This is a genomic window from Petrimonas mucosa (genome assembly GCF_900095795.1).
Classification (GTDB): domain Bacteria; phylum Bacteroidota; class Bacteroidia; order Bacteroidales; family Dysgonomonadaceae; genus Petrimonas; species Petrimonas mucosa.
Window position 1 is genome coordinate 1,535,322 of sequence record NZ_LT608328.1, and the last position, 18,343, is coordinate 1,553,664.

At 46.3% G+C, this 18,343-nt stretch carries 17 protein-coding genes and 2 pseudogenes; 13 read left to right on the forward strand and 6 right to left on the reverse strand.

Annotated elements, in window-relative coordinates; genetic code table 11:
* Nucleotides 1-253: 253 nt before the first annotated feature.
* From ING2E5A_RS06080 to ING2E5A_RS06115, 8 genes and pseudogenes are all read left to right on the forward strand, one after another.
* Entirely contained in the window at nucleotides 254-2,242 is a 1,989-nt protein-coding gene (locus ING2E5A_RS06080) for a carbohydrate binding domain-containing protein (RefSeq protein WP_071136642.1), read from the forward strand.
* Between the two features lie 340 nt (nucleotides 2,243-2,582).
* Nucleotides 2,583-3,494, forward strand: coding sequence for an IS982 family transposase (locus tag ING2E5A_RS06085; RefSeq protein WP_071135762.1), 912 nt, complete (start codon nucleotides 2,583-2,585; stop codon nucleotides 3,492-3,494).
* A gap of 252 nt (nucleotides 3,495-3,746) precedes the next feature.
* Nucleotides 3,747-4,361, forward strand: a pseudogene (locus ING2E5A_RS06090) (IS5 family transposase); the annotation flags it as partial.
* Between the two features lie 63 nt (nucleotides 4,362-4,424).
* Nucleotides 4,425-4,775, forward strand: coding sequence for an IS66 family insertion sequence element accessory protein TnpA (gene tnpA, locus ING2E5A_RS06095; protein ID WP_083373258.1), 351 nt, complete (start codon nucleotides 4,425-4,427; stop codon nucleotides 4,773-4,775).
* 11 nt (nucleotides 4,776-4,786) lie between these two features.
* A complete protein-coding gene (gene tnpB / locus ING2E5A_RS06100; RefSeq protein WP_071136645.1) occupies nucleotides 4,787-5,149 on the forward strand; it encodes an IS66 family insertion sequence element accessory protein TnpB in 363 nt (120 codons plus the stop codon).
* Nucleotides 5,150-5,200: 51 nt separating this feature from the next.
* Nucleotides 5,201-6,718, forward strand: coding sequence for an IS66 family transposase (tnpC, locus tag ING2E5A_RS06105; RefSeq protein WP_071136646.1), 1,518 nt, complete (start codon nucleotides 5,201-5,203; stop codon nucleotides 6,716-6,718).
* A 198-nt stretch (nucleotides 6,719-6,916) separates the two neighbouring features.
* The gene (locus ING2E5A_RS06110) at nucleotides 6,917-7,633 is read left to right on the forward strand and encodes a transposase (protein ID WP_154670048.1); all 717 of its coding nucleotides are present in this window, start codon (nucleotides 6,917-6,919) and stop codon (nucleotides 7,631-7,633) included.
* Nucleotides 7,634-7,641: 8 nt separating this feature from the next.
* A pseudogene (locus ING2E5A_RS06115) lies at nucleotides 7,642-8,715 on the forward strand (IS256 family transposase); the annotation flags it as partial.
* A 125-nt stretch (nucleotides 8,716-8,840) separates the two neighbouring features.
* Here ING2E5A_RS06115 and ING2E5A_RS06120 read toward each other — a convergent pair.
* Together ING2E5A_RS06120 and ING2E5A_RS06125 are read right to left on the reverse strand one after the other, a co-directional pair.
* Nucleotides 8,841-9,698 (reverse strand): IS4 family transposase, encoded by an 858-nt coding sequence (locus ING2E5A_RS06120; protein ID WP_071136649.1) that lies wholly within the window; start codon nucleotides 9,696-9,698, stop codon nucleotides 8,841-8,843.
* Nucleotides 9,695-10,126, reverse strand: coding sequence for a DUF4372 domain-containing protein (locus ING2E5A_RS06125; RefSeq protein ID WP_071136650.1), 432 nt, complete (start codon nucleotides 10,124-10,126; stop codon nucleotides 9,695-9,697). The genes ING2E5A_RS06120 and ING2E5A_RS06125 overlap by 4 nt, the downstream gene beginning before the upstream one ends.
* Before the next feature lie 196 nt (nucleotides 10,127-10,322).
* On the opposite strand from ING2E5A_RS06125, the gene ING2E5A_RS06130 reads away from it, so the two are divergent.
* From ING2E5A_RS06130 to pgl, 4 genes are all read left to right on the forward strand, one after another.
* A complete protein-coding gene (locus tag ING2E5A_RS06130; RefSeq protein WP_071136651.1) occupies nucleotides 10,323-11,006 on the forward strand; it encodes a Crp/Fnr family transcriptional regulator in 684 nt (227 codons plus the stop codon).
* Between the two features lie 11 nt (nucleotides 11,007-11,017).
* The gene (locus ING2E5A_RS06135) at nucleotides 11,018-11,785 is read left to right on the forward strand and encodes a carboxylesterase family protein (RefSeq protein ID WP_071136652.1); all 768 of its coding nucleotides are present in this window, start codon (nucleotides 11,018-11,020) and stop codon (nucleotides 11,783-11,785) included.
* 72 nt (nucleotides 11,786-11,857) lie between these two features.
* The gene (gene zwf / locus ING2E5A_RS06140) at nucleotides 11,858-13,384 is read left to right on the forward strand and encodes a glucose-6-phosphate dehydrogenase (RefSeq protein ID WP_071136653.1); all 1,527 of its coding nucleotides are present in this window, start codon (nucleotides 11,858-11,860) and stop codon (nucleotides 13,382-13,384) included.
* Between the two features lie 38 nt (nucleotides 13,385-13,422).
* Entirely contained in the window at nucleotides 13,423-14,142 is a 720-nt protein-coding gene (gene pgl / locus ING2E5A_RS06145; RefSeq protein WP_071136654.1) for a 6-phosphogluconolactonase, read from the forward strand.
* Nucleotides 14,143-14,147: 5 nt separating this feature from the next.
* On the opposite strand, the gene def is transcribed toward pgl, so the two are convergent.
* The 4 genes from def to folB form a co-directional block, all read right to left on the reverse strand.
* On the reverse strand, nucleotides 14,148-14,705 hold the full coding sequence (def, locus tag ING2E5A_RS06150; protein ID WP_071136655.1) for a peptide deformylase: 558 nt from the start codon (nucleotides 14,703-14,705) through the stop codon (nucleotides 14,148-14,150).
* 9 nt (nucleotides 14,706-14,714) lie between these two features.
* Nucleotides 14,715-15,161 carry a Holliday junction resolvase RuvX gene (ruvX, locus tag ING2E5A_RS06155; protein ID WP_071136656.1) on the reverse strand — a complete coding sequence of 149 codons (447 nt, stop codon included), beginning with the start codon at nucleotides 15,159-15,161 and terminating at the stop codon, nucleotides 14,715-14,717.
* Nucleotides 15,158-15,946: an LPS export ABC transporter ATP-binding protein gene (gene lptB, locus ING2E5A_RS06160; protein ID WP_071136657.1), complete on the reverse strand. Its 789-nt coding sequence runs from the start codon at nucleotides 15,944-15,946 to the stop codon at nucleotides 15,158-15,160. The genes ruvX and lptB overlap by 4 nt, the downstream gene beginning before the upstream one ends.
* Nucleotides 15,947-16,020: 74 nt before the next feature.
* The gene (gene folB / locus ING2E5A_RS06165; protein ID WP_071136658.1) at nucleotides 16,021-16,392 is read right to left on the reverse strand and encodes a dihydroneopterin aldolase; all 372 of its coding nucleotides are present in this window, start codon (nucleotides 16,390-16,392) and stop codon (nucleotides 16,021-16,023) included.
* Between the two features lie 81 nt (nucleotides 16,393-16,473).
* Here folB and ING2E5A_RS06170 point away from each other — a divergent pair, with 81 nt between their 5' ends.
* Complete coding sequence (locus ING2E5A_RS06170; protein WP_071136659.1) at nucleotides 16,474-18,264, forward strand: aminopeptidase P family protein; 1,791 nt, start codon at nucleotides 16,474-16,476, stop codon at nucleotides 18,262-18,264.
* The last annotated feature ends 79 nt before the right edge of the window (nucleotides 18,265-18,343 follow it).

Genomic DNA, 18,343 nt, shown 5'->3' on the forward strand with positions numbered 1-18,343 from the left:
TACTGGCGCACGGCGCGACAAAGCGTCCAAGTCGAATATGAAACTGACCTCAACAGGTAAGCACCCAAGGTTGTTGCCCAAGAGCACGCATATGAAATTTTAAACCCTTCTTGCCTGTTTGTCTTTCCGATAACCGATGCATTTATCCTAAAGATGAGTGCTGTCTTTTGTTTTGTCAAAATGGAGAAATACAAAATGTTGAAATGATTTAAATCGTTTATTAATAGATATTTATATAACAACTAATTTACATATGAAAAATATATCGACAAGGTTAATCGCCATTCTTATTATTAGTCTTATATCTTATACTTCATTTGCTCAAGATGGAGATGTCTGCACACTTAATTTTGGTGATAATATACTTACAAATGGGGGATTTGAGTTAGATGAAGTAGAATGGAATATTCCTCCTAAATACGCTTCTTTAAGTTCGTCTGAAGTCTATAAGGGCAATAGAAGTATTTATTATTACAATCCAAATAGAAACACATATGCACCGTTTATTACTCAGAAATTTGAAGTTGAACCAGGTCAAACCTACAGTTTCGGCGGATGGGTTAAAGCTGAAAACCTTGATGCTAAAGATGCTGAGCAAGATTATTACGGTGCGATGCTATTTTTGCAAACTTTCGATGAAAATGAAAAATTTGTAACCGGTTCTTATATAATAACTAAAGATATTGGAGGTTTTAATTGGAAGAAGTATAGCGCTATTTACACAGTACCATCGAACGCAAAAAAAATGGTTTTAGGTTTGGGATTGAGAAAAGGAGTTACTGGAAAAGTTTGGTTCGATGAGGTCGAGTTACGTCTAGAGAAACGCCCCGTAATAGAATCTTTTTTAACTTATCCAAATTATAGAGGTTTACTCCCGGATGGTGCTAATGTATCGTTCTCATCATTCGTCCGCATCAATAACCCTGTAGAAACTATCTATAAAGCTGCTTATACATTGAGTACTCTCCAAGGCAAAGTTTTATATAACAAGACATATAAATTAACTAGTTTAACCGGTGAACATAAATTACAATTCACATATCCAAAACATTTAAAAATTGGAAAATATGTTTTGCATATGAACTATTATAATGATTCAAACGAAATTATACTAAATCAAACCCACAACATAGAGGTTGTAGAGAAAATGCCGTCAGTCTATATTGACAAAGAGGGTTACACAATAAAAAATAACGAAAAAATATTTCCTTTAGGCTTTTATATTAAAGGTGGAAATGAGGAGGATATGAAACGTATTAAAGAAGCTGGATACAACACGATCTTGTCTTACGATTATGGCTATAGTTTAAATGCTGCCGAATATTTGGATACCGCATACAAACATGGTCTAAATGTGATTTATTCATTAAAAGACATGTATGAAGGAAAAACACAATATATTAAAGAACCAAATAGCGCAGCAAGTAAATTTATTAACGATTTAAAAAATAAGCCGGCCTTACTTGCCTGGTACACTGTCGATGAACTTAAGCCTGAATGGTTACCAAAAATAAATGTCCTATACGATATAATTAAGCAGGATGATCAAAATCACCCTGCTTTTCAAGTACATGATTATGATGGCTTTTCACTATTAGAAAAATACTATTACTCAACAGATATAATTGCAACTGATCCTTATCCGGTTGGGCGTGCTAATTTACTTTTAACCTCTATTCGAACGGAGGCTTCTGAAAAGGCCATGCATAATTCGAGAGGCGTATGGTCAGTATTACAAACAATGGATTGGGCAGTGTATTACAGCGATAGGGAATCACATTTCCCTTCATTGGATGAAATAAGGAATCAGGTTTTCCAGGCACTTATAGCTGGTGCGAAAGGGATTCTGTTTTATTCATATTATGACCTATTTTATGAAAGTTATCCTCGTGATAAAAAGAATTTAGGATTATTTCATAGAAGATGGGATGAAGTAAAGAAACTTCCAAATGAAATTCTACCATTAACGGAAGTAATACTAAATGGGAAAAGATACAATCAGCTTGATTACATTGAAAATGATAGTATTAAAATTTGTGGATTTGAATACAATGATGATTTGATATTATTATTTGCAAATCCATATTACTCAGAAAATGAAATTGAAATAACATTACCCAAAGGATATACCATTCATGACAGAATCCAAGGACAAATAAATGCATCGGTAGTTAACAATAAGGTAATTTTTAGATTACCTTCTATTGGAAGCGGTATGTTTATTTTGAGAAAACAATTATGAGAAAACAATAAGTTATCAGTATCAACCGACTAATATCAAAATCAATCGGTTCTTATGACACTGTCCATAAGATTGTGTAAATGAAAACTACAGGAAGACATTCTTGTAGTTTTTTCTTTTCCAACCCCTCTATAATTTGTGTGAGGGGATTCGAAAAGAAAAAACAAGATTAGCGATTAATATAAAAACGATTAATTTTGTAAACATTTAATTTTATGGACATTCCCAAAGAGTTATTAACGTGAGTTCGGGATAAGAAAAGCATAAAAAAAGTTGTGATATAGGGAGATTATTTGTATATTTATAGCTGTTAATCAAACAAATAACAAACATCAGCCCTATGATCACAACAGACAAAGTTATTGAAATATTTTGTATTGCCGACGATTTTTGTGCAGAATATGAGAATGAAATCCGGAATCACCAACTTCAAGCAGGTGACACAACGAAAAGGAGAAACAGGAAAACGCAAATGTCCCAGAGCGAGATTATTGCCGTGATGGTCTGCTTCCACTGTGGAACCTTTCATAATTTCAAGAATTATTACCTGTTTTATATTTGCAAGCACATGAAGAGCTATTTTCCAAATGCCGTTTCCTACAACCGTTTTGTCGAGTTGCAACCCAGGGTGATTGTACCTTTCATGCTGTTGCTCAAACTCTTTGGATTTGGTGAATGCACAGGCATTACATATGTGGATAGCACTCCAATCAAAGTATGTCATAACAAGCGTATCCACTCGAATAAAGTATTCAGGGATCTGGCACAAAGAGGGAAAAGTACGATGGGCTGGTTTTTTGGATTCAAGCTTCATCTGGTCTGTAATGAAAAGGGTGAATTGCTGAATTTCTCTCTCACAAAAGGCAATGTCGACGATAGAAACCCTGACGTAATCAATGTTCTTACCAAAGATCTTTTCGGTAAACTATATGCAGACAAGGGTTACATCAGCACAAAGCTCTTCGAGATGCTGTTTGACCAGGGAGTTCATTTAGTGACCGGTATACGCTCAAATATGAAAAATTCCCTGATGTCATTCCGCGACAAGATTCTCTTACGCAAAAGATCTGTAATTGAGTCCATCAATGATGAACTGAAGAATATCTGCCAGATAGAACATTCAAGGCATCGTTCCACACATAATTTCATCATGAACATAATTGCTGCATTGGTGGCATATTGTTTCTTTCCCAAAAAGCCTTCAATCAAATTTGAAGTGGAAAAGTCAAGTCAATTAACCATTTGGGGATAATATGTTATCCCGAACTCACGTTATTAAACAAAGAGTTTCTGTCTCAATTTAAGACGGAAGAAGACGTGAGCAAGTTTTTAACCGACTTGCACACTCGGGTATTGGAACAAATGCTGGAAGGCGAGATGGAAGCTTATTTAGTCAGCCCTTAAAAAGTATTCAATCGTCTATGATACAGTAAAATAATAGATATTTTCCTTGGTTATATCTGCAAGTTTTCGTAAATTTGAGATATAAATCTTGCAGAAAATCATGCTGGCAAAACAACAAGACCGTTCACAACACTCATTGTTCTTTTCACTGGAAAGCACATTGAATCATAAGCACCCGCTATTCATTCTGGCCAATAAAATTGATTGGGAGATGTTTGAAAGAGAGTTCTCACCCCTGTATTGTCCCGATAACGGACGTCCGGCGAAGCCCATTCGCCTGATGGTGGGATTATTGATCCTGAAACACATCCGAGATCTCTCGGATGAAAGCGTGGTGGAACAATGGAGTGAAAACAATTACTACCAGTATTTTTGTGGTGAACAGGAATTCCAACCTCGTGTTCCTTGTGAAGCGTCTGAGTTGGTTCATTTCCGTCACCGCATCGGCAAAGAGGGTATTGAGCTGATCTTAAGGGAGAGCATCCGTATCAATGGTAAAGACTCGAACGACAAGGACGTTTACATCGACACCACTGTCCAGGAGAAAAATATCATCTTCCCCACGGATGACAAACTGGCAAAGAAGATTATCAAGAGGTGCTGGAAGATAGCAGACAGGAACAGTTTGGATTTGCGCCAGAGTTACAGGCGAATCCTGAAAGATCTTTCCTACGATCAGCGCTTCCGAAATCACCCACGAAACAAGGGTAAAGCGTAAGCCGTCGGTCATAGGCGTATTGGATTGCTTCGATTAAACCGTGATCTTTGTCAAAAAAAGATGAACACTAACAAAATGAATCGTCGTTTTACTCAACACGAAGCGTTTTCCCTGATCGAAGAGTACTTTCAAAGTGGTCAGCGGGCCACGGATTTTTACCGGTCCAAAAACATGAGTGAATGGCAGTTTTACAAATGGAGAAAATTGTATCTTGAAGTCCATCCGGAACATGAAGCCTCAAAAACACCCCCTGCAAAGGAGCCATCCCTCTTGCAGCCGGTAACTGTTATCGGCAAGCCGTCCTCCCGGCGGATGCCCCGGTTCGAGATCGCCTATCCCGGCGGGGTAACTCTTCGCGTGGACGAGGGGGTAACCGACATCACGCTACTCGGGGAACTGCTCACTTTTTAATTTCCCGGACGATGTTCTCACTTAACGAATCCCAGCGTTTTTACCTCTGCCTCTCACCCACCGACCTGCGTAAAGGATTTGACAGTTTATGCGGGCTTGTCTCATCGGAATTGGGACGCGACCCGTTAGGCGGGGAAGTGTTCATCTTTGTCAACAGGTCCAGGACGACCATCAAGCTGCTCCATTGGGAACGGGGCGGGCTCGTGCTGTACCACAAGCGCCTGGAAAGCGGCCGCTTTTCCCTTCCCCGCGTCCATTCTTCCGGCAAGGGATGCAGTATTCTTTGGCGCGATTTGGTCATGATGGTCGAGGGTATTTCCATGGAAAAAACCACCCGCCGGAAAAGATTCAATATTGCTCCAAAAACCGCGTGAATAAAGACTTTCGTGCTTGTTCATCTCATTGATAAGTTGTATCTTTACACCATGAAAACAAGCAATACGGAATTGAATGACCAGGTTGTTATTTCCCGCGGGGAATATAACGAATTGCTGTCCATCAAGTCCGATTGCGAATACCTGAGGTTTCAACTCTCCGAGCTAAAACGGATGCTTTACGGTGTGAGAAGTGAACGCTTCAGGTCGGAAAAAACCGATGACGGGCAATTGGACCTCTTTGCCGGCACGCGGGATTCACTTCGCGATATTCAGCCAAAAGCGGAAGCGAACAAGGAAACCATCACTTACGAACGCGAAAAGACACGCGAAAAGCCTGTCCGGAGCCGTCTTCCCGAGCACCTGCGACGGGAAGAGGAGGTGATTGAACCTGACCTTATCCCCGATGGAGCCGTCAAGATAGGGGAGTCTGTCACCGAGCTGCTGGAGTACAAGCCCGCCGACGTTTACGTGCGGGTTATTATCCGTCCCAAGTACGTGGTGCCGGGCACGGAAGGTGAAGGCTGCGTTACTGTAGCCCCCATGCCCTCGTTGCCCATCGTGAAAGGAAATGCCGGGGCGGGCATTCTCTCCCATATCTGCGCGAGCAAATTCATCGACCACCTCCCGTTCTATCGCCAGGCCGAGATATTCAAGCGGCAAAAGATACCGGTTGCCGAGTCGACGCTCAAGGGCTGGTACGCCGCCGTCTGCCGCTTGCTTGAGCCGTTACACGATACACTGATCCATGAAATAATGAAACGCGACTACCTTCAGGTGGACGAGTCCCCGATACCTGTTCTTACCTCGGATAAGCCCGGTGCCACGCACAAGGGGTACATGTGGGTGTTTCATGCCCCCGTGGAAGGCATGGCGTGCTTCAGGTACGGAAAATCCCGCTCGGGGGATGTCGCCGCCGGATTTCTTGACGGGTACCGCGGCGCGCTCCAAACTGACGCGTACGCGGGGTATGACCAGTATAAGGACGCGGAGCACATCACACTTTTGGCATGCATGGCCCATAGCCGGCGAAAATTTGAACACGCCAAGGAGAACTCGCCATCGAGATCGCGTCAAGCCCTTGACTTGTTCGCGAAACTCTACCGGGTAGAGAAACGGGCACGCGAAGAAAAGATGCCATTCGAGGAACGGCACCGGCTGCGCGAACAACAATCAATACCGGTGATGGAAGAGCTGAAACGATGGCTGGAAGACCAGCGGGGGCAAGTCTTGCCTAAATCTCCCATAGGAATCGCGGTTGCCTACACTCTGAAAATTTGGGACAGGTTGGAAAGGACGATGACGGACGGCAAATTCGAGATAGACAATAACGAGATTGAAAATAAAATCCGGAAACTTGCCCTGGGACGCCGTAACTATTTATTCTGCGGGAGCCACGAGGGAGCCGAGCGTAACGCGATGATGTATTCTTTCTTCGCCTGTTGTCGCGAAGCCGGCGTGAATCCAACGCGATGGATGACTGATGTCCTCAACAGAATACCCGATTATCACGCGAATAAACTGGAAGAGCTGCTCCCACACAATTGGAAAGAGAATATCCTTGGATAAGACGGATCCTTACATGCACGATACCCCCGATCAACGATCGAATACAATATTGTCATACCGCCATTGATTCAATGTGCCGGTTGAAACAGAGAATAACCATAGGAGGTGGACCGGAGAGGGATATGCTAATTTTTACCCATTCCTGCAACACGCTCATAGCCGACGGGATACGGTAAAGCCAGGAAAGCGGATAAGAAAGTGAGAACCATAGCCGGACGGCTGGTACGCGATGTGGAAAGGAAGCTGGGTACCATGGTTGATGGTTACCGGAATGAACTGGACCTGTACAAGCGGGTACTGGCCCAGAAGAAGAAAGACAAGAACAAGGTTTATTCACTGCACGAGGTGGATGTGCAATGCATCAGCAAGGGGAAAGAGCATAAACTGTACGAGTTTGGAAACAAGGTATCCATCACACGAACCGGTAGCGGTGTAATTGTTGGAGCACTGAGTTTTAGAAATGAATTTGACGGGCACACGCTAGACAAGGCTATCGAGCAAGTGGAGAAGTTGACGGAAAGAAAACCCCGAAACGGTATCTGCGACAGGGGGTACCGGGGAAGAAGTAAAGTCAGGGATACACTCATCCACATCCCCAAATCCTTTTCAAAGGCTCTAAGCACCTATAGGAAGAATAAAGAGAGAAAGTACTTCCGCAAGCGGGCAGGTATTGAGCCTGTAATCGGACACCTGAAAGAAGATCACCGTCTCTCCTGCAATTACTACAAGGGAATCACCGGGGATGAGATCAATGTTATGCTCGCAGCTGCCGGATTCAACTTCAAAAGGATGATGAACAAGTGGAAGTCATCTTTTTGGCTCTTCCTTGAAAAGATAATTGTGTTCCTGAACAGGCAACTTCACCCCATCAGGGGAGGTGAAATTTTACAAACCAGAGAAAAATGGGCTTTTTAAGGCTCGACTATTTAGGCTACGAGAAACATTCCCCGGAAGGCAACAACAGCGGCAATTCCCGTAACGGCAAGTATCCCAAGAAAATACAGACACATTATGGCGAATCCGTCATAGATGTGCCTCGTGACCGTCAGGGAGAGTTTGAACCAACTGTTGTCCCCAAGCATCAGAGCCGAGGTTTATCCATCGAGAAACTGGTCATATCCCTTTACGCCAAAGGAATGAGTGTGTCGGATATTGAAGAAGAGATGAAAGAGATTTACGGCATAACACTTTCCACTTCAGCCATATCCATTATAACCAATAAAGTAACTCAAGCAGCGATAGAATGGCAGAATCGCCCGCTGGAGAATCAGTATCTTATAGTCTGGATGGATGGCATTGTCTTTAAAGTCAGAGACCAGGGTAAAGTGGTCAATAAAACGGTTTATTTATGTGTAGGCTTGAATAAGGAAGGCATCAAGGAAGTGCTGGGCATGTGGGTTGGCAAGAATGAAAGTGCATCGTATTGGACAGGTGTTTTAACCGACTTGAAAGCTCGTGGAGTAAATGATATTCTGATTACCGTAACTGATAATTTGAACGGATTCACAGACTCAATAAAAGCGGTTTTCCCTGATGCAACCACTCAAATCTGTGTTGTACATCAAATACGCAACTCTTGCAGGTACGTTGTCTGGAAAGAGAAAAAAGAGTTTTCATCTGATTTGAAGAATATTTACAACGCTCCCACCAAAGAGTCAGCTGCACTGGAACTGGATGCTTTTGAACAGAAATGGGGTGGAAAGTACCCTTATGCCATTCGTTCATGGCGGAGAAATTGGGATGAACTGACGGCCTTTTTTGACTTTCCTGTTGAAATCAGAAAGATTATCTACACGACCAATCTGATAGAAAATCTGAATGGGAAAATTAGAAAATACACCAAAAACAAGCTTTCGTTTCCAAACGATGATGCTTTGAAAAAGGCTGTATATTTGGCTGTTTCTGAAATAGAAAAAAAATGGACACAGCCAATTTGGAACTGGGGGTTGATTTTTAACCAGTTTATAACTATATTTGAAAACAGGATTCAAGTATAAAACTCTTAAATCCTGTAGTTTGACGTTTACACAAAATATTGGATGGTACCGTTCTTATTTTTAAATACCTGACAAGTAAACCATTAAAGATCCTGTCTTTCATTTCCAAAAAGTGCCCCCCCCCCTCAAAACAGTGATAATTGGGCGGCCGTGGGACTTTTATTGCGACTTTTCAGTCGTCTGGGATAAGTGCGCCTGCCTTCGGTCACCACCCACGTCAAATCCAGATGGCTTATCAAATGCATCCTCAACAACGCGGCTATGGTTGAAAACGCCTTTTCGCTTTCCGACTTGGTCTGAATCACCTGTAAAAGCAAATACGCGATCAGGGTACACCATACTTGGGTCTTTATCCCGTTTTCAGTGTCGGAATAAAAATAGGTGAGTTGGAAGTTTTGCTTCAATTTTTTGAATCCCGTTTCGATAGACCACCTATTTTTATAAATCAAGGCAACTTCCTCGTCTGTTATTTCCCAATTATTGGTGATGAACTTGTATTTACGCCCCTGTTCATCCCTGTACCAAACTAAACGAAGGCATAATGTCCTCGTCTGTCTGACTTTCTTCCTTTTTTTCTTGCCTTCGGTCCCCGTCTCGACCTTCTCGATATATTGAACGTGGATATGTTCCACCTTGTAAACGGCATGTTCCCCTTTTTCCAGCTTCTTCTCGTGAAGGACTTCCTGAACCTCGTACCTTGCATTGTCTTTCAGCCGACAAACGAAATTCACGCCTTGTCGCGTCCATTTGGCGAACTGCAGGTAGTAATTGTATGCCTTGTCGAAGACCACCATGCTGCCTTCACTTAAATTCAGGTATTGCAAGAAGTTCTTGTCGTGCATTTTCGCCTCGCTTATCTTCACGAATCGCGGCGTGTCAGCATGGACGTCGGTCAGCATGTGGACTTTCAGGCCGCCTTTCTTTTTCCCGTCGCCTTTAGGGTTCCGGCCCACGCCTTTCATCACGTCGGAAAACAGCGTCACCGTACTCGAATCAAAGGCATAGAACTCCTCGAAACTGACACCCTGCTTACGGCCCTTTTTTTGCGGCTGACCGACAAAAGCGGGGAAAAATGGGCGATCAGTGCAAAGTAGAACAGACGGAACAGCTCCTCGTCCCTGTCACGCAATGCATCTCCGGCAGTGCTTTTTGCAGGCGAACTCTCCATGCCCAGGTAATTCAACTTGCCACCCAAGGCACGCATGCCGTCACAGACTTCACCCATCGAGTCGCAACGGGAAAAAATGCCAAAGAGCATCACGATCAATTGATCCCAGGAAAAAAACGCCTTGTAATATTTATCACTGCCGAGCCTTATTACCAGCTCATCGAACTTTTCCCTCGGGAGAATATTCACTATTTGTCTTAAGATCGGCTGACCGACAAATTTATTTTCGCTAACTTTGCCCATGGTTGGAAATTTAGTTTTTGACAATCCAAATTTACAACTTAGGGACGAGACTTCGGTTAAGTCCCTATATTTTCTTCATTTTTTAGTCGGTCAGTACTGAAAAGAAATAAATTTAATTGTAAAAGAGTGTAATATATATTACGGATTGTGAAAAATGGGTATATTTGTCGGGTAAAGACCCAAAGCTAAGAACAGTATGAAGCATCCTGCCCGTGCCAGTACCTTCTCCTCCATTTTTCAATGTCCGTTGTGCAGCTCTATTCCGGCGGACGAGAGAACGGATTTCCTGCAGGATCTCCGCTACAGCGTCAGGCGGTACGGTAAAGGAGATCTGCTGGTTACACAGGGAGCGGTCTATGAGATGCTCTACATTGTTGTAGAGGGAGAAGTGGAGACGGTGATGTCGGATGAAAAAGGGGAGTTTGTCAAAGTGGAGCTGATCAGCGCTCCCAATCCCCTGGCAACCGGATTCCTCTTTGCAACCGATAACCTCTCACCGGTTACCGCACAGGCAAAGACCAATTGTGTGGTGTTGTTGATCCCCAAGGAGAATGTCCTCTTCCTGATGGGCAAGTATCCAGATTTCATGAAAGCATTTCTGACTTACATCTCTAACAAGGTGGCTTTTCTGTCGGAAAAATTGAGGCTCTCCACCTTGCGGACGATACGGGCCAAATTGGGATATTACCTTCTGAAGGAGTCGAAGGGTGAACCGGTATTCCATTTGAGGATCTCGAAGGAGGAGTTGTCACGGCTATTTGGTGTTTCACGTCCCGCGCTGGTCAACGTGATGATGCAGATGGCCAGCGAAGGGTTAATCGGTGTGGAGCAACGTAAAATTACCATAAGGGACCGGATTGCATTGCAACGTTTGTTTTAAAATTGAACCATATGAGACAGTTACTGCTGATTTTTACAATGACGCTGGCCACTTTGGCCACATTTGCACAACAGGAGGCGTATCAGAAGAAGATCTATCTCTCCAGTGATAACGATACGCTGTTATACAGGGAATTGACTCCGGAAACGGTGATGCCGGGCAAGAAGTATCCATTGGTGCTTTTTCTCCACGGTGCGGGTGAACGTGGCAACGACAATGAGGCCCAGCTTCGACATGGTGGAAACATGTTTACCAATCCGGTAAACCGGGAGAAGTATCCCGCTTTCGTGATCTTCCCCCAATGTCCTGCCAATGACTTCTGGGCACCAATCAGACGACCCGGTGCAACCGGAACAACTCCGTCGGATCCGCCGATGTCGAAGACATTGAAGATGGTAAAGGAGGTGCTCGACGAGGCGCTGGCGAACTATCCGGTGGACCGGAACCGGATCTACATAGCCGGACTTTCGATGGGAGGAATGGGTACATTCGACATGCTATGCCGCTACCCCGATCTTTTTGCCGCTGCAATCCCCATCTGCGGAGGAGTGGACACCGGACGGCTGGAGAGGGTCGACATCAAAACGCACCTGCGTATTTTTCATGGCGATGCCGATACCGTTGTCCCCGTTGCCTTTTCCCGCGAAGCCTACAAGGTGTTGAAACGGAACGGGGTAAACGTGGAGTACATTGAGTACCCGGGTGTGAATCACGACAGCTGGACGCCGGCATTCAATGAAAAGGATTTCATGGAGTGGCTTTTCAACAAGAGAAAGTAGCGAGTCGGGCCTCGACAAAGGCAACTTTTCAGCCGGTTGTTTGTTTACTCACAGTAGCAAACACTCTTTTCAATGAAAAAAATAGATAATCAGGCACTGGTGATATTTGGTGCCTCAGGCGATCTTACCTACCGGAAGCTGGTCCCTTCGGTGTTCGATCTCTATATGAACGATTCCTTGCCCGAAGGGTATGCCGTGCTGGGTGTCAGCCGTTCAAAATATACCGACGCCGAGTTCCGGAGAAAGATGAAAGAGGGGATCAAGCAGTTTTCCCACTTTAAAAATGCAGCTGCAGAGAGGATAAACAGCTTCCTGAAGAGGCTCTTTTATCTCAGTATAGACACGCAGAAGAGCGAGGATTATGAACTGGTGAAAAACAGGCTGAAGGAGTTGAACAGGAAGCTGGATCTCCACCATAACTACATCTTCTATCTCTCCACACCGCCTCAGCTCTACCCGATCATTCCCAAGTACCTCTACGGACAGGGGCTCACCTTGCAGCAAAAGGGGTTCCGCCGCATCATAATTGAAAAGCCTTTCGGACACGACCTGGAATCGGCGATGGAGTTGAACAGGTCGCTGACCGATTTTTTCAGCGAGGAGCAGATCTACCGCATCGATCACTATCTGGGAAAGGAGACTGTCCAGAATCTGCTGGTGACCCGTTTTTCAAACGGAATCTTCGAACCGTTGTGGAACCGGAACTATATCCAGCATGTGGAGATCACGGCTGCCGAAAGTATTGGCGTGGAGGGTAGGGGAGGTTACTACGACACCTCCGGGGCGATGCGCGACATGGTTCAGAACCACCTGCTTCAGGTGGCATCGCTGGTAGCCATGGAGCCGCCGGCAAAGGTGACAGCGGAAGAGATTCGCCACGAGAAACTGAAAGTGTTCCGTTCGTTGCGTCCGCTAAGCGATGAGGATCTGCGCAACAACATTATCCGGGGGCAATACACCGAATCGCATGTGAAGGGGAAATTCCTTGCCGGTTACCGCGATGAGGAGGGTGTAGACAAGGATTCGCGCACCGAGACCTATTTTGCGATGAAGTTCTTTATCGACAACTGGCGCTGGAGCGGTGTACCCTTTTATATCAGAACAGGGAAGCGGCTGCCGACAAGGGTTTCGGAGATTGTTATCCATTTCAGGCCGTCGCCAACACAACTGTTCAAGTCGGTAGACGGTGCCGTTGAAGCCGGAAACCAGTTGATCATGCGAATTCAACCCGATGAGGGAATCCTGCTGAAAACCGGCATGAAGGTGCCGGGTAACGGCTATGAGGTGAGATCGGTAAATGTCGATTTCCATTACTCCGATCTGAAGGATCACTATATTCCCGAAGCATACGAGCGGCTAATCCTGGACTGTATGACCGGAGACAATACCCTTTACATGTCGGGAGAGGGTGCAGAGTTGACCTGGAGATTTGTGCAGCCTATCCTCGACTATTGGAACAGCGATCCCAATGCGCCCCTCTACGGATATCCTTCCGGTTCATGGGGACCTGAGAGTGCGGACCAGCTGATCGAGGGGGCAGGGACCTGGCGCTACCCCTGCAAGAATCTGTCGGACGACGGAATCTACTGTGAGTTGTGAAACTGAATAGGATTTGTTGAATGTAAATATCTGAATCGATGCAACTGGAAATATTTGCCACAAGGGAGGAGTTGAACCGTTCGTTCACGGAGTACCTGAAGGGGATCCTCAAGGACCGGAAGAGAGTGACGGTGGCATTGTCGGGAGGATCTACCCCGAAATCGCTGTTTGATTACTGGGCCCGGTATCATGGGGAGGATATCGACTGGAAGAGTCTCTTCCTCTTTTGGGGAGATGAACGTTGCGTTCCGCCCACCGATGAGCAGAGCAATTACAGGATGACCAGGGAGTATCTGCTCGATCGTGTGGCTATCCCGGAGAGGAATATTTTTCGCATCAAGGGTGAGAATGATCCTGCTGCCGAGGCGGAAAGGTATTCAACGCTGCTGGGGATGGAGGTAGAGATGGTGGATGGAGTTCCCTCGTTCGACCTGATCATCCTGGGGCTGGGTGATGATGGCCATACTGCATCGATCTTCCCGCACGAGATAAAATTGTGGAACGACAGCAGCTACTGTGTTGTGGGGAGGCACCCCGAAAGTGGTCAAAAGCGGATAAGCCTGTCGGGAAGGGTGATCAACCACGCCCAGCGTGTGGCATTTCTGGTAACCGGTTCGGCCAAGGCCGAAAAGGTAAGGGAGATTGTCGAGAGTAGAAAGGAGGTAAAAGAGAGATACCCCGCAGCCCGGGTGAAACCGGTTTCAGGCAATCTGATCTGGTTTCTCGACAAGGAGGCGGCCAGCCTGTTGAAAAGGTAGCGTTGTCAAACCGTCTTCACCCGGTAGTGGCAACTGACCTTTCCCTTCTCCATATTGGCCAGTTTGCTTTTCACCATCCTTTTCCGCATCGGTGAGATCCGGTCGGTGAACATGATGCCGTCGAGGTGATCGTATTCGTGCTGGATGACTCGGGCCATAAAGCCGGTATACACTTCGTCGTGCGGCTGCAGCTCTTCATCGAGATACTTTATGCGAATCCGCTCTTCGCGCGGCACCTTCTCGTGAATGCCCGGTATGCTCAGGCATCCCTCCTCCACCAACTCGAGCTGACCGCTTCTTTCGGTGATTTCAGCGTTGATGAAGACCTTCTTGAATCCCTTGAACTCAGGGTGTTCACTGTCTGCAAGCGGTTCGAGGTCGACTACGAAAATACGGTCTTCCAGGCCTACCTGGGGACCTGCCAGTCCAATACCATCGGCATTGTACATCGTTTCGTACATGTTCTCGATCAGCTCCTTCAGGTTAGGATAGTTTGCGGTGTCAATCGGCTTGGCCACCTTTCTCAATACGGGTTGTCCGTAGATGTATATGGGTAATATCATTGTCAGAACTTATGGGTTTATTCTTCTCTCTTTCTCTTCATTATATGCCCGGCTCTCCATATATCCCTGCAAGATGATGGTGGCGCTGATCTCGTCGATCAACGCCTTGTTCCTCCGGTCTTTCCGTTTCACTCCACCCTCTATCATGCTTTGTTGAGCCATCTTTGAGGTGAACCGTTCGTCGTAGCAGATCACTTCGATCTCCGGATAGCGCTTTCTTAGCCGGTCGGCAATCCGTTCGATCTCCGGAAGGGTCTCCGAAGCTTCGTAGTTCATTTGGCGGGGCAGGCCAATGATTACCCGTTCAACCTTCTCCTTCTGAAAATAGTTGTGCAGAAAATCGAAGAGTCCGGCTGTACTCACTGTTGTCAAGCCATTGGCAATAAGTTGTAACGGGTCGCTCACCGCAATGCCCGTGCGCTTCTTTCCGTAATCTATGGCAAGGAGCCTGCTCATACCGACAGTTCAAATTTTTTACGACGCAACTCAAAATCGCGACCCAGGTACTTCTCCCTCACCACTGGATTGTCGGCCAGCTCTTCAGCCGTTCCCTGGAACAACACCCTCCCCTCGAAGAGCAGGTAGGCCCTGTCGGTGATGCTTAACGTTTCGTCCACATTGTGGTCGGTAATCAGGATGCCGATATTTCTATATTTCAGTTGTGCTACAATCGACTGGATATCCTGTACGGCAATCGGATCAACTCCTGCAAAGGGTTCGTCCAGCATGATGAACTTGGGGTCGATCGCCAGGCAGCGGGCGATTTCGGCCCTTCGACGTTCACCCCCCGAGAGCCGGTCCCCCTGGTTTTTCCGCACTTTTTCCAGTCCGAACTCGGCGATAAGCTCCTCCAGTTTCTTCTTTCGCTCGTCGGGAGTCTTGTCGGTAAATTCCAATACCGACTTGATATTGTCCTCCACCGACATCTTCCGGAAAATGGATGCCTCCTGTGCCAGGTAGCCGATGCCGTGCTGTGCCCGCTTGTAGACCGGAAAGCGGGTTATATCCTGATCGCCCAGGTAGATGCTCCCCTCATTGGGCACAATCAGTCCCACGGTCATATAAAAGGTGGTGGTCTTTCCTGCACCATTAGGGCCCAGCAAACCGACAATCTCACCCTGTTCCAGATGGATGGAAACGTGGCTTACCACTGTCCTTTTACCGTATTTCTTTACCAGGTTGTCGGTACGTAACACCAACTGCTTGTCAGGCAATCCGGGTTGTCTCGTCTCATCGCTCATCGCTTATCGAAAATTTCTGCAAAGATAATAAATCATTCAGGATTTGAGATTTTGGAAGGAGGATTTATGGTTTTTTACAACTGCGGGTGCCCGTTGTCCGTAATGATCACCTCGGAGGCATCCACCTCGCCGCCTACAGGGGGATTGAGTTTTGCAAGGGCCACCTTGAGCGAGGTGATTTCAGGAAAACTGGCTTTTATTTTGGAAAATATCCGCCCGGCAACATGTTCCAGCAACCGGCTTGGCTTGGCCATTTCAGCCTTTACCAGGTTGTAGACGGCAGCATAGTTGATGGTGTCGTCCACGTTGTCGCTCTCCAGGGAGCGGGCAACATCTGCCGTAAAGATTATCTCCACAACAAAATTGTTGCCGGTAATTCTCTCTTGCGGGAGCAGACCGTGGTAAGCGTAAAAACGCATCTTTTTAAGTTTGATGGTGATTTGCATAAAGGATTCGTTTTGTTAATGGTGTCAAATGTAAGAACAATTTGTTAAATTTGCGGTTTATAAAACAAAAAAAGAGCTATCATGAGCAAGACAACCGTTCCCGAAAGATTAGCAGCCATAAGGGCTTTTATGGAGACAGCAAAGCTGGATGCATTCATTGTCCCCAGCACTGATGCGCACCTGAGTGAGTATCCACCTAAAAAGTGGGAGTCGCGCAAATGGATAAGCGGATTTACCGGTTCTGCAGGAACCGCCGTCGTAACCAGGAAGAGGGCAGGGGTCTGGACAGATTCCAGATATTTCCTTCAGGCTGAAGCTGAACTGGAAGGTTCCGGTTTTGATCTCTTCAAGATGGGGCAGCCTGGGACACCAGACATGACTGACTGGGTTGTTGAACAGGTGGGTAGCGGAGGTACCGTGGGAATTGACGGACTGGTCTATGCCGCTTCCGATGCCAAATCCCTGAAAAGTGTGCTGGATGCCAGGGGAATACGGCTCGAGACCACGCTGGATCCGTTTGCTGCTATATGGAAAGATCGCCCCGAAATAGCGGCGAACAAGATTTTTCTCCTGTCGGATGAGATCACCGGGGAATCTACCAAAAGCAAGATCGAAAGGATCCTTGGCGAGCTCGATCGGCTGGATGCCGACGGATTGATAGTTGTCTCGCTGGATGCCCTGGCCTGGATTTTCAACATGCGAGGCAGTGATGTCGATTATAACCCGGTAGCGGTAGCATACGGCTATGTCTCGAAAAAGGAGAGCGTCCTTTTTGTGGATGAAGCTAAACTGGATCACTTTACAAAAAGTGCACTGTTGAAGCAAGGCGTGAAGATCGATGATTACGGACAGGTTTTCAACTATGTGGCCAATCTTCCGGAAAAGAGCACCATCTGCATTACCGGCAGCAAGATCAATTACAAGTTGTACCAGACCATTCCGGCATCGTGCCGGATCGTTGACGTTCCTTCACCAGTAGATCTGATGAAGGCTGTCAAGAACGGGACCGAACTCGACGGTTTCCGCAACGCCATGATCAAGGATGGGGTAGCCCTGGTGAAGTTTTTCATGTGGCTCGAGAAGGCGGTGGCAGAAGGTGTTGTAACGGAGGTGACGGTAGAGGAGAAACTGCGTGAATTCCGTTCGCAGCAGGAGCTGTTCGTAGGTGAAAGCTTCTCCACCATTGCCGGATATGCCGGCAACGGAGCAGTTATCCACTATCATGCTCATCCCGACACCTGTCTGAAGGTCAAGCCCGAAGGTCTGCTGTTGATCGATTCAGGCGGGCAGTATATGGACGGTACAACCGATATCACCCGCACGGTGGCCGTGGGCAAGCTCACCAGACAGATGAAGGAGGATTATACCAATGTGCTGAAAGGACATATCGCCATTGCAACGGCCATCTATCCCGAAGGCACCCGAGGTTCGCAACTCGATATCCTGGCACGCAAGGCGTTGTGGGACAACTGCCAGACCTATTGGCACGGTACCGGGCACGGCATCGGACATTTTCTGAATGTGCACGAAGGTCCACAGAACATCCGCTTGGAAGAGAATCCCACACTGTTGAAGCCAGGGATGGTTACATCGAATGAACCGGGCATCTATCGGGCTAACCAGTACGGCATCCGGATCGAGAACCTGGTCGTCACACGGGAGTACAGGAAGACGGAGGATTTCGGTAATTTTTACAATTTCGAAACCATCACACTCTGCCCTATCGATACCAGGCCAATTGTCAGGAAGTTGCTGACGAAGAACGAGATCGGATGGCTCAATGCATACCACGAGATGGTCTACAATAAATTGAAGAAGCACTTAAACAAAACAGAAAAAGAGTGGTTGAGGGAGAAAACCCGACCCATTTAATTTTAAACGATGATTTCGGTTCCCCTGTTGCGGACGTGAGCTTAAAGTTAAGTCGCAGTAGGGTGTTAGTGAGGCTAGT